The sequence below is a fragment of the Flavobacterium sp. genome (assembly GCF_965657075.1).
Lineage (GTDB): Bacteria > Bacteroidota > Bacteroidia > Flavobacteriales > Flavobacteriaceae > Flavobacterium.
In genome coordinates this window covers 41,853-53,708 of sequence record NZ_CBFHMV010000005.1, presented here as the reverse complement: position 1 = coordinate 53,708, position 11,856 = coordinate 41,853, and the positions used below count along the sequence as shown (strand labels likewise).

Genomic DNA, 11,856 nt, shown 5'->3' with positions numbered 1-11,856 from the left:
CGCTATTTTTAAATTTTTCCACGAATTCTAATCAAAGCTTGTGGCGTAATACCAATATAGGAAGCCAAATATTTCTGTGGAATTTCCTGAATCAATTGTTGTTGTTCTTTTACCAAATTTAAATAACGGTCTGTAGGAGATTCTATTAAAAAACTCAATTCACGTTTTGATTTGTATCTGAAAAACTCTTCTGCGAAAACTCTTCCAATGGATTCTCCCACTTTAGTTTGCTTATAAATTTCATCTAAATCTTCACGAGTTATATAAATTACTTTTGATTTAGTTAAACTTTGAATACAAGATACACTTGGATTTTGTGTTAGAAATGAAGAATAACTGCTTATAAAATTATTAGGAAAACCAAAATCGACGGTTATATCTTTTTCAGGCAAATCAATAAACATTCTAAAAAACACCCTCCAAAATAAAATGAATCTTATTTTCAATAGTATTTGATTTTATCAAAAACTCCTTCTTTTTGTATGTTTTTACTTCTAATCTAGAGACAATAAATTCCCATTCACTTTCTGAAATGGTTACTTTTTCTTCTAATTTTATTCTTAATCTTTCCACGATTTAAATATATAGCTTTTTGATAATTTCACAACATAATACGTAAGATAAATCTCTTTTATGACAAAATTTGCTTTTTTATGACAAATGAGCATGTAATTAATTTTGGCTTTATCTTTGAAATAACAACAAAAACAAAACTTCCCGAACTTTGCGAAAACCGTGGAAACATTGCGTTAAAATAGTTTAGTATAAATATTTAATCTTAGTGTAACTTTGTGTTTGCTTGGTGTAACTCTGTGTAACAAAAAATCATGAACAAAATAAAAGACAACCCATTCAAATTCACACCTTCGGTAATTCTGTTTCCATTGTTGGCAGTATTACTTTTGTGGATTGTGTTTTGGATAGAACATCATTATCATATTGATTTTTCGCATTACGGAATTTACCCAAGAACAGGTTTCGGATTAAAAGGAATTATTTTTAGTCCATTTATTCATGGAGATTTGGAACATTTGTTTAATAATTCTGTAGCTCTATTTGTACTTCTATTGTTCTTGCGATATTTCTATAGAGAGCAATCTGTAACCGTTGTAATAATCGGAATTTTATTTTCAGGATTAGGCACATGGCTCATTGGAAGACCAAGTTATCACATCGGAATTAGTGGATTGGTTTATGCTTTAGTGAGTTTTATTTTCTTCAAAGGAATTTTTACCAAATACTTTAGATTAGTAGCCGTTTCTTTAACGGTAATCTTATTGTATGGTGGAATGGTTTGGTACATGTTTCCAGAAGTTGGCAAAAACAATATTTCTTGGGAAGGTCATTTATTCGGATTCTTAACTGGATTTGTATTAAGTTATTTTCTAAAAACACCCCAATTTGACAAAGCCATTCACTACGATTGGGAAAGTCCAGATTTCAATCCAGAAAATGATCCTTTCATGAAAAACTTTGACGAAAACGGAAAATTCGCTCCACCACCAAAACCAGAAGAAGTAGTCAAAGAATATTTCAACTCATCCATAAAAGTGATTTATGATTTTATTGGAATCAAAAAAGAATAAGATTTAAGATTGTAGATTAACGATTTATGATTGTTGAAGTTTTATTTAAACCTTGTCATGCTGAACTTGATTCAGCATCAAAACTGCCAACTAAAAACTGAACACTGAAAACTCTTTTACTGTCTTTGCCTTACAACCTCATACAGAAAAGCACCACAAGCAACCGAAACATTCAAAGATTCAATAGTTCCATACATGGGTAATTTTGCTTTTTCATCCACAATTTTCAACACAGAAGGGTTTACACCTCTATCTTCGCTTCCCATAATGATAGCTAAAGGTTCGTTTAGCGTTAAATCATAAATATTTTGATCTGTTTTTTCTGTAGCAGCTATGGTTTTTATTCCACTTCCTTGTAAATGAAAAATCGCATCTTTAATGTGGTCAACTTTACAAATCGGAACATTAAAAACAGCACCAGCACTTGTTTTAACCGTGTCACCATTTACTGGAGCTGAGCCTTGTTTTTGAACAATAATTCCATCAACACCAGTACATTCAGCGGTTCTGATGATAGCTCCAAAGTTACGAGCATCCGATAGTTGGTCTAAAATTAAAAACAAAGGAGTTTTTTCTTTAGCCAAAACACTTTCCACTAAAGTTTCCAAATCATGAAAAGAAACCGGAGAAATCGTTGCCACAGCACCTTGATGATTTCCAGAAGTCAAACGGTTTAATTTTTCTACAGGAACGTAGGAGAAATTAACGTTGTTCTGTTTCATAGCTTTCATCAAATCCTTCATCAAGTCACCTTGAAGCTCTTTTTGTAAAAACACTTTATCAATTTCTGTCTTAGATTGAATTGCTTCAATTATAGCACGAATTCCAAATATTTGATTATCTCTTTCCATTTGGCAAAAATAGTCTTTTTATTAGAATTTTAAATAGGTTAGGAGTTTAAAAGTTTATAAGGTTAAAAGCTTTTGAGTAAATTAAGTAGTCTAAAATTCTAAATATCTGAAAATCCGAAAATCTATTTTAGAAATAAGTCTTAAAACTCACATGCACAATGGAGTTGGAAAGTTTTATTGCTTGTTCCCTAGTAGAACCATTGGCATAGATTAGATTAAACAAACCGTTTTTGGTAAAAAGTCCAAATCCAAATCCTAATCCCAATAAACGATTTTTTAAATCAGAAGTTTTGTCTTGAAAATAACCATAATCAATTATTGAATGTACATAAATGCTTGGAGCCATCATGTAGCGATATTCGGTTAAAATACCACTGTAAGCATTAGCCTGTAAACTGTTTTCACTAAAACCACGAATCGAATTTATGCCTCCAAAACGATACAATTCATTGATTACGTAATCATCACTTTGTAAATAAAAAGTTTCATTTTTAATATTGATGATGTTTTTGTCATTCAAATATAAATTATGACTAAAATTAACTTGTCCAAAAAATTGATTTGTTTTTTGAGAACTTATGGTTCTGTTTCCGGTTCCAATTTTCATGTTAAATTTAGTCTTCTCTGGAAAAATAAAGTCATCATTATTAAAATTTGTAAAATCAAAAGAAGATGTGATGAATGTATTCGTAAAATCATTAATACTAAACGAATTTGTGTTTTGAATGTCAACCGAAGTTGTTTTTTGGTAACCCAAATATATTTTCGAATTGTATTTGAAATAGTAACCCAAATTTAAATCAGTCTTTGTGTTTTGAAACGTACTGTCTTGTTTGAAAATCCGTAAATCAGCTTTAATTCCAATCGGACTTTTGAACATGTACGGAATTTCAGTTCCTAAATTAAAACTTGATTGTTGTTTTCCATCGTTTTTCCAGAATAAGCTCAACTTTTCTCCAGAATTTAAAATATTTTGCAATTGTAAATCCAAATAACCATTAAAACGAAGATTGGAATTTTCATCATTGGCAAAACCTATAAAACCATCAAATTTATTAGGTTTCGCTTTTTCAAGATAAACATAAACCTTTGTAGAATCTTTGGTGAATAAAATTTCAGGATATTTAGTTTGAGTCACAAAACGCAACTCATTAAAGTCTTTATAAATTTTAGAAACATTATCTTGATTGAAATCCAATCGTCTAGCTTTTTTTAAAATTGCTTTTTTAATACCTGATGGAAATTTTTCATAACCTTCAATCACAATATTTGTAAGTGTTCTTTTTTGATTTAAAGTTAATTCCAATTTAGCAATCATTTTATCATCAACTTGACTGTAATCCATCAACTTCAATTGAGCCAATGAAAAACCTTTCTTTTCTAATATAGTAATTTTGTTTTGCATAAATGACTCAACTTCGCTGATGGGTAATTTTATCGAATCATTTTCAAGACCTAAAAGTTGTTTTTCATCTTTTGAAATTACTCCTACATATATATGTATAAATTTCACTTGTTTTTTTAAATGATATTTAAAGTAGAAAATGCTATCATTGAGTTTAGATTGAAGTAGTAATTCATTCTCAAAATATCCTTTTTGTTGCAGTTTTTGTTCCAATAATTTTTGTTCTTCAAGTACAGAAGCAACAGTTGAATGCTTTTTAAGATATCCAATACTATCTATTGTTTTTGTTTCAGGCACAGAATTTCCTTCCACAAGCATCTCAAATTGTTGAGAAAATGAAAGTTGAATGAATAAAAACAGTAATATTGAAAGATTAAATTTCATAGCAATTATCTAACGCAAAAAAACGAAATTAATTTCAATTTAAAAGATTCAAACCATAAACAATTAACAATTAACCACAAACAGTTAGAACAATGTTTTGAAAATTAATAAATTAGATTTGTTTTGTTAAAATATATTCATACATTTGCAACCCGTAAAAAAGCGGGATTAATAAATCACAAGAAAAATTAGTATTTAATTATGCCAACAATTCAACAATTAGTAAGAACAGGGAGAACCCAAATGACTAAGAAGAGTAAATCGGCTGCTTTAGATTCTTGTCCTCAAAGAAGAGGAGTATGTACACGTGTTTACACAACTACACCAAAAAAACCAAACTCTGCAATGCGTAAAGTAGCAAGGGTTCGTTTAACAAATGGTAAAGAGGTGAATGCTTACATTCCTGGAGAAGGACACAATCTACAAGAGCACTCGATAGTATTAGTTAGAGGTGGAAGAGTAAAAGATTTACCAGGAGTTAGATACCACATTGTACGTGGTGCTTTAGACACTGCCGGAGTAAGCGGTAGAACACAAAGAAGATCTAAGTATGGTGCAAAACGTCCAAAAGACGCTAAAAAGTAATTTTTAAAGAAAAGACATGAGAAAAAGAGCGGCAAAAAAAAGACCCCTTTTACCAGATCCAAAATTTAACGATCAGTTAGTAACACGTTTTGTGAACAACTTAATGTGGGATGGTAAGAAATCAACAGCTTTTAAAGTTTTTTATGATGCATTAGATATCGTAGAAGCTAAAAAAGGTGATAATGAAAAATCAGCTTTAGAATTGTGGAAAGACGCTTTAACAAACGTTATGCCTCACGTAGAAGTACGTAGTCGTAGAGTTGGTGGAGCTACATTCCAAATACCAATGCAAATTCGTCCAGATAGAAAAATTTCTACTGCAATGAAATGGTTAATTCTTTATGCAAGAAAGAGAAATGAGAAATCTATGGCTGGAAAATTGTCATCAGAAATTTTAGCAGCAGCTAAAGAAGAAGGTGCAGCAGTTAAGAAAAGAATGGATACTCACAAAATGGCAGATGCAAATAAAGCATTCTCTCACTTCAGATTTTAATAAATAAGAAATGTCAAGAGATTTAAAATATACAAGAAACATAGGAATCGCTGCTCACATTGATGCTGGTAAAACAACAACAACTGAGCGTGTATTATTCTATACTGGAAAATCACACAAAATTGGTGAAGTACATGATGGTGCTGCAACAATGGACTGGATGGCACAAGAGCAAGAAAGAGGTATTACAATTACTTCTGCAGCTACAACTTGTGAATGGAATTTTCCAACACAACAAGGTAAAATTTTACCAGAATCAATACCTTATCACTTTAACATTATCGATACTCCAGGTCACGTTGACTTTACAGTAGAGGTAAACCGTTCGTTACGTGTATTAGATGGTTTAGTTTTCTTATTTAGTGCTGTTGATGGTGTTGAGCCTCAATCAGAAACTAACTGGAGACTTGCAGATCAATACAGAGTTCCAAGAATGGGATTCGTTAATAAGATGGACCGTCAAGGGTCTAACTTTTTAATGGTTTGTCAACAAGTGAAAGATATGTTGAAATCAAACGCAGTTGCTATCACTTTGCCTATTGGTGAAGAAAATGATTTCAGAGGTGTAGTTGACTTAGTGAAAAATCAAGCTATTGTATGGCATGATGAAACACAAGGAGCTACTTTTGATATTATTGATATTCCAGCTGATATGGTTGATGAAGTAAAAGAATATCGTTCAATCCTTATCGAAGAAATCGCTACTTATGACGAGAATCTTTTAGATAAGTATATGGAAGATGAAAATTCTATTACTGAAGATGAAATTAACGCAGCATTACGTGCAGCTACTATTGATATGGCTATTATTCCAATGATTGCAGGTTCTGCTTTCAAAAACAAAGGAGTTCAGTTCATGTTAGATGCTGTTTGTAAATATTTGCCTTCTCCAATGGATAAGGAAGGTATCGAAGGAATTCACCCTGATGATGTTGATTTGTTAGAAGAAGATCAAACTAAAATCTTGCGTAAGCCAGATGTTAAAGAGCCATTTGCTGCTTTAGCATTTAAAATTGCTACTGACCCTTATGTTGGTCGTTTAGCTTTCTTCCGTGCTTATTCAGGTCGTTTAGATGCAGGTTCGTATATATTAAATACACGTTCTGGAAATAAAGAAAGAATTTCTCGTATCTACCAAATGCACGCTAACAAACAAAATCCAATCGAATACATCGAAGCTGGAGATATTGGAGCAGCAGTTGGATTTAAAGATATTAAGACTGGAGATACAATGTGTGATGAAAAACACCCAATTATTCTTGAGTCAATGAAATTCCCTGATCCAGTAATTGGTATCGCTATTGAGCCTAAAACTAAAGCTGACGTTGATAAAATGGGTATGGCTTTAGCGAAATTAGCTGAAGAAGATCCTACATTTACAGTTAGAACTGATGAAGCTTCAGGTCAAACTATTATCTCAGGAATGGGTGAGTTACACTTAGACATTCTTGTGGATAGAATGAAACGTGAATTTAAAGTTGAAGTGAACCAAGGTGAGCCTCAAGTTGAATATAAAGAAGCATTTACAAGATCAGCGACACACAGAGAGACTTATAAAAAGCAATCTGGTGGTCGTGGTAAGTTTGGTGATATTGTATTTACATTAGAGCCAGCGGAAGAAGTTGATGGAAAAGCAGCTGTAGGTTTACAGTTTGTTAATGCAGTAAAAGGTGGTAATGTTCCTAAGGAATACATCCCAGCTGTTGAAAAAGGTTTCCGTGAGGCTATGAAAACAGGTCCATTAGCAGGATATGCAGTGGATAGTTTAAAAGTAACTTTATCGGATGGATCTTTTCACCCTGTAGATTCTGATGCTCTTTCTTTCGAATTAGCAGCAAAAATGGGATACAAAGAAGTGGCAAAAGCTGCTGGAGCTGTTATTCTTGAACCAATCATGAAAATCGAAGTTATTACTCCTGAAGAAAACATGGGTGATATCGTAGGTGACTTAAATCGTCGTAGAGGACAAGTTAATGATATGGGTGACAGAAGTGGTGCTAAAACTATTAAAGCAGATGTGCCTTTATCTGAAATGTTTGGATATGTAACAACATTAAGAACATTATCATCAGGTAGAGCAACATCGACAATGGAGTTTTCTCACTACGCAGAAACGCCTTCTAATATTTCAGAAGAGGTAATTAAAAAAGCAAAAGGTAACGCTTAATTCTAAAGAAAATGAGTCAAAAAATCAGAATAAAATTAAAATCTTACGATCACATGTTGGTAGATAAGTCTGCTGAAAAGATTGTAAAAACTGTCAAAAGTACTGGGGCAGTAGTAACTGGACCAATTCCATTACCTACGCACAAAAAGATTTTTACTGTGTTGCGTTCACCGCACGTAAATAAAAAATCACGTGAGCAATTTGAACTTAGTTCATACAAAAGATTATTAGATATTTATAGTTCTTCTTCTAAGACTATTGATGCTTTAATGAAATTGGAATTGCCAAGTGGTGTTGAAGTAGAAATTAAAGTATAGTTTCAAACACTGTTCAATCAGTTAAAAATAAAACCGCTAGTATTAATTTACTGCGGTTTTTTTAATCTTTAATGCATTTTTGTTGCTTAATTGTTTATTAAAAAATAGTTAAGTAATTAATTTTGTATTAATTAAATAATATTTATATATTTGCACCCTTGAAAAAAAATTGTGCATTTATATATTTATGTACAAAATTTAAATAGTAATTAATAATTAGTTTAATATGTCTGGGTTAATCGGAAGAAAAATTGGCATGACTAGCATCTTTGATGAGAACGGGAAAAACATTCCTTGTACTGTAATCCAAGCTGGTCCATGTGTAGTTACCCAAGTCAGAACCATTGAGGTTGACGGGTACGAAGCTCTTCAACTTGGTTTCGATGACAAAACTGACAAACACTCTATTAAAGCTGAAGAAGGTCACTTCAAGAAAGCAGGAACAGATGTTAAGAAGAAAGTCGTTGAATTCAAGTATTTTGAAGAAAAACACAACTTAGGTGATGTGTTGAATGTGGATTTATTCACAGAAGGAGAATTTGTAGATGTACAAGGTGTATCTAAGGGTAAAGGTTTTCAAGGGGTTGTTAAACGTCACGGTTTTGGTGGTGTTGGACAAGCAACTCATGGTCAACATAACCGTTTAAGAGCACCTGGTTCAGTTGGAGCTTCTTCTTATCCATCTAGAGTATTCAAAGGAATGCGTATGGCTGGAAGAATGGGTACAGATAACGTAACAATTCAGAATCTTAGAGTTTTAAAAGTTGTAGCAGACAAAAACCTTTTAGTAGTAAAAGGATGTGTGCCAGGACATAAAAACTCTTACGTAATCATTCAGAAGTAATGGAAGTAAAAGTATTAGATGTAAACGGAAAAGAAACTGGAAGAAAAGTACAACTTTCTGATTCAGTATTCGCAATTGAACCAAATAATCACGCAGTATACCTTGATGTTAAGCAATATTTAGCAAATCAAAGACAAGGAACGCACAAAGCTAAAGAAAGAGCTGAAGTTGCTGGAAGTACTCGTAAGATTAAAAAACAAAAAGGAACCGGAACTGCCAGAGCTGGTAGTGCTAAAAACCCTTTGTTTAAAGGTGGAGGAACTGTTTTTGGACCTAGACCAAGAAGTTATTCATTTAAATTGAATAAATCTTTAAAACGTTTAGCAAGAAAATCTGCCTTTTCAATCAAAGCAAAAGAGTCAAATTTAATCGTAGTTGAAGATTTTAATTTTGAATCTCCAAGTACCAAAAATTTCATTAATGTTTTGAATGCTTTAGGTTTAGAAAATAAAAAATCTTTATTTGTGTTGGGTGATTCAAATAAAAATGTATATTTGTCGTCACGCAATTTAAAGGCTTCTAGTGTTGTAATAAACTCTGAATTAAGTACTTACGGTATATTGAATGCTAATAAATTAGTATTAATGGAGAGTTCGTTAGAAGGAATTGAATCTAATTTAAGTAAATAAGTAGGGTATGAATGTAATTATTAAACCTATCATTACTGAAAAAATGACCAAAGACGGTGAAATTTTTAACCGTTTTGGTTTTGTAGTTGATAAGAAAGCAAACAAAATCCAAATTAAGAAAGCAATCGAAGCTTCTTATGGAGTGACTGTTGAAAATGTCAACACAATGAATTACAGATCTGATAGATCGGTTAAATACACTAAGAGTGGTTTAATCGTTGGTAAAACAAATGCTTATAAAAAAGCAATTGTACAACTGAAAGAAGGAGAAGCAATAGACTTTTATAATAATATTTAATAAAAGAAAATGTCAGTTAGAAAATTAAAACCTATTACCCCAGGTCAGCGATTTAGAGTTGTGAATAGCTTTGACACTATTACAACTGATAAGCCGGAGAGATCATTATTAGAACCGAAAAAACGTTCTGGAGGTAGAAATAGTCAAGGAAAGATGACCATGCGTTATGTTGGTGGTGGTCACAAACAAAAGTATCGTATGATTGATTTCAAAAGAACTAAGCATGGTATTCCTGCTTCTGTGAAATCAATTGAATATGATCCAAATAGATCCGCATTTATTTCTTTATTAGCTTATGTTGATGGAGAAAAAACTTATGTAATTGCTCAAAACGGTATGCAAGTAGGACAAACTGTTGTTTCAGGTCCTGATGCTTCACCAGAAATTGGTAATACATTATTATTAAGTAAAATTCCATTAGGAACTGTTATATCTTGTATTGAATTAAGACCAGGTCAAGGAGCTGTTATTGCTCGTTCGGCAGGAACTTTTGCTCAGTTAATGGCAAGAGATGGTAAATACGCTACAATTAAAATGCCTTCAGGTGAAACAAGATTGATTTTGTTAACTTGTTCTGCTACAATTGGAGCTGTTTCTAATTCTGACCATCAATTAATCGTATCTGGTAAAGCAGGTAGATCTAGATGGTTAGGTAGAAGACCAAGAACTAGACCAGTTGCTATGAACCCAGTTGATCACCCTATGGGAGGTGGAGAAGGACGCTCTTCAGGAGGTCACCCACGTTCAAGAAAAGGATTGCCAGCTAAAGGTTATAGAACTCGTTCTAAAGTTAACCCGAGTAATAAGTATATTGTTGAACGCAGAAAGAAATAATTAGATAGACATGGCACGTTCATTAAAAAAAGGACCATTTGTTCATTATAAATTAGAAAAGAAAGTTCAAGCCAATATTGAAGGTGGAAACAAAGGTGTTGTAAAGACTTGGTCTAGAGCATCAATGATAACTCCAGATTTCGTTGGTCAAACTATCGCAGTTCATAATGGTCGTCAGTTTGTTCCAGTATATGTTACTGAGAACATGGTAGGACATAAATTAGGAGAATTTTCACCAACAAGATCTTTTAGAGGTCACGCAGGTGCAAAAAATAAAGGTAAAAAATAAGAAGCAATGGGAGTTCGTAAAAGAGAAACAGCAGACGCAAGAAAAGAGGCTAATAAGTCTATAGCTTTTGCTAAATTAAATAACTGCCCTACTTCACCTAGAAAAATGCGCTTAGTTGCAGACTTGGTAAGAGGTCAGAAGGTAGAAAGAGCACTAAATGTTTTAAGATTTAGTCAAAAAGAAGCTTCAAGAAAGTTAGAGAAATTATTGTTATCAGCTATCAATAACTGGGAACAAAAAAATGCTGAAGCTAGTATTGAAGATGCAGGATTATTCGTAAAAGAAATCAGAGTTGATGGTGGAGCTATGTTAAAAAGACTTCGTCCAGCACCTCAAGGTCGTGCACATAGAATTAGAAAACGTTCGAATCACGTTACAATCGTGTTAGGACAAGTAGATAACACACAAAGCAATTAATAAACAGTATGGGACAAAAGACAAATCCAATAGGAAATAGACTTGGTATCATAAGAGGATGGGATTCAAACTGGTATGGTGGAAATGACTACGGTGACAAAATCGCTGAAGATTATAAAATCAGAAAGTATATTCATGCTCGTTTATCAAAAGCTAGTGTATCAAAAATAATTATCGAGAGAACTTTAAAACTTGTAACCGTTACTATCACTACTGCAAGACCTGGTATTATTATCGGAAAAGGTGGTCAAGAGGTAGACAAGTTAAAAGAAGAACTTAAGAAAATTACCGATAAGGAAATTCAGATTAACATTTTTGAAATCAAAAGACCTGAGCTTGATGCATATTTAGTTGCAATGAGTATAGCTCGTCAAATTGAGAGTAGAATTTCTTACAGAAGAGCTATTAAAATGGCTATAGCAGCAGCTATGAGAATGAATGCAGAAGGAATTAAAGTAATGATTTCTGGTCGTTTAAATGGAGCTGAAATGGCACGTTCTGAGCACTTCAAAGAAGGTAGAATTCCTTTATCAACTTTCAGAGCTGATATTGATTATGCATTAGCTGAGGCACATACTACTTATGGTAGAATGGGACTTAAGGTATGGATAATGAAAGGTGAGGTTTATGGAAAAAGAGATCTTTCTCCGTTAGTAGGTATGGACAAAAAACAGTCTAAATCTTCAGGATCTTCCTCTCCTAAAAGAGATGGTGGTAGACCAAACAATCGCAAAAGAAAGTAATTATTTAAACTAAA

Annotated in this window: 16 protein-coding genes; 12 read left to right on the top strand and 4 right to left on the bottom strand. The window is 32.7% G+C overall.

What is annotated here, in order from left to right:
* Positions 1–8: 8 nt before the first annotated feature.
* A complete protein-coding gene (locus tag ACTF56_RS05265; protein WP_438965862.1) occupies positions 9–446 on the bottom strand; it encodes a Crp/Fnr family transcriptional regulator in 438 nt (145 codons plus the stop codon).
* Complete coding sequence (locus tag ACTF56_RS05260; protein ID WP_438965861.1) at positions 406–573, bottom strand: hypothetical protein; 168 nt, start codon at positions 571–573, stop codon at positions 406–408. Before ACTF56_RS05260 ends, ACTF56_RS05265 begins: the two co-directional genes overlap by 41 nt.
* A gap of 254 nt (positions 574–827) precedes the next feature.
* Here ACTF56_RS05260 and ACTF56_RS05255 point away from each other — a divergent pair, with 254 nt between their 5' ends.
* Positions 828–1,586: a rhomboid family intramembrane serine protease gene (locus ACTF56_RS05255; RefSeq protein ID WP_438965860.1), complete on the top strand. Its 759-nt coding sequence runs from the start codon at positions 828–830 to the stop codon at positions 1,584–1,586.
* A gap of 116 nt (positions 1,587–1,702) precedes the next feature.
* Here the strand turns inward: ACTF56_RS05255 and rlmB are convergent, their stop codons facing one another.
* Both rlmB and ACTF56_RS05245 read right to left on the bottom strand, forming a co-directional pair.
* A complete protein-coding gene (rlmB, locus tag ACTF56_RS05250) occupies positions 1,703–2,437 on the bottom strand; it encodes a 23S rRNA (guanosine(2251)-2'-O)-methyltransferase RlmB (RefSeq protein ID WP_438965859.1) in 735 nt (244 codons plus the stop codon).
* A gap of 127 nt (positions 2,438–2,564) precedes the next feature.
* Positions 2,565–4,226, bottom strand: a complete 1,662-nt coding sequence (locus tag ACTF56_RS05245) for a hypothetical protein (RefSeq protein ID WP_438965858.1) — start codon at positions 4,224–4,226, stop codon at positions 2,565–2,567.
* A gap of 201 nt (positions 4,227–4,427) precedes the next feature.
* Here ACTF56_RS05245 and rpsL point away from each other — a divergent pair, with 201 nt between their 5' ends.
* The 11 genes from rpsL to rpsC all read left to right on the top strand — a co-directional run bounded on the left by rpsL (position 4,428) and on the right by rpsC (position 11,842).
* Complete coding sequence (rpsL, locus tag ACTF56_RS05240) at positions 4,428–4,811, top strand: 30S ribosomal protein S12 (protein ID WP_338378150.1); 384 nt, start codon at positions 4,428–4,430, stop codon at positions 4,809–4,811.
* Positions 4,812–4,827: 16 nt separating this feature from the next.
* The gene (gene rpsG, locus ACTF56_RS05235; protein ID WP_026717851.1) at positions 4,828–5,304 is read left to right on the top strand and encodes a 30S ribosomal protein S7; all 477 of its coding nucleotides are present in this window, start codon (positions 4,828–4,830) and stop codon (positions 5,302–5,304) included.
* A 10-nt stretch (positions 5,305–5,314) separates the two neighbouring features.
* Entirely contained in the window at positions 5,315–7,471 is a 2,157-nt protein-coding gene (gene fusA / locus ACTF56_RS05230; RefSeq protein WP_438965857.1) for an elongation factor G, read from the top strand.
* 11 nt (positions 7,472–7,482) lie between these two features.
* Positions 7,483–7,788 (top strand): 30S ribosomal protein S10, encoded by a 306-nt coding sequence (gene rpsJ / locus ACTF56_RS05225; protein WP_008254495.1) that lies wholly within the window; start codon positions 7,483–7,485, stop codon positions 7,786–7,788.
* A 226-nt stretch (positions 7,789–8,014) separates the two neighbouring features.
* A complete protein-coding gene (gene rplC, locus ACTF56_RS05220; protein WP_438965856.1) occupies positions 8,015–8,632 on the top strand; it encodes a 50S ribosomal protein L3 in 618 nt (205 codons plus the stop codon).
* Positions 8,632–9,261 (top strand): 50S ribosomal protein L4, encoded by a 630-nt coding sequence (rplD, locus tag ACTF56_RS05215; RefSeq protein WP_438965855.1) that lies wholly within the window; start codon positions 8,632–8,634, stop codon positions 9,259–9,261. The genes rplC and rplD overlap by 1 nt, the downstream gene beginning before the upstream one ends.
* A gap of 7 nt (positions 9,262–9,268) precedes the next feature.
* On the top strand, positions 9,269–9,559 hold the full coding sequence (rplW, locus tag ACTF56_RS05210; RefSeq protein WP_338378155.1) for a 50S ribosomal protein L23: 291 nt from the start codon (positions 9,269–9,271) through the stop codon (positions 9,557–9,559).
* A gap of 9 nt (positions 9,560–9,568) precedes the next feature.
* Positions 9,569–10,393 (top strand): 50S ribosomal protein L2, encoded by an 825-nt coding sequence (gene rplB / locus ACTF56_RS05205; RefSeq protein WP_438965854.1) that lies wholly within the window; start codon positions 9,569–9,571, stop codon positions 10,391–10,393.
* A 10-nt stretch (positions 10,394–10,403) separates the two neighbouring features.
* Positions 10,404–10,682 carry a 30S ribosomal protein S19 gene (rpsS, locus tag ACTF56_RS05200; protein WP_026717857.1) on the top strand — a complete coding sequence of 93 codons (279 nt, stop codon included), beginning with the start codon at positions 10,404–10,406 and terminating at the stop codon, positions 10,680–10,682.
* Between the two features lie 6 nt (positions 10,683–10,688).
* Positions 10,689–11,099 (top strand): 50S ribosomal protein L22, encoded by a 411-nt coding sequence (gene rplV, locus ACTF56_RS05195; protein WP_438965853.1) that lies wholly within the window; start codon positions 10,689–10,691, stop codon positions 11,097–11,099.
* A gap of 8 nt (positions 11,100–11,107) precedes the next feature.
* The gene (gene rpsC / locus ACTF56_RS05190; protein ID WP_438965852.1) at positions 11,108–11,842 is read left to right on the top strand and encodes a 30S ribosomal protein S3; all 735 of its coding nucleotides are present in this window, start codon (positions 11,108–11,110) and stop codon (positions 11,840–11,842) included.
* Positions 11,843–11,856: the final 14 nt, after the last annotated feature.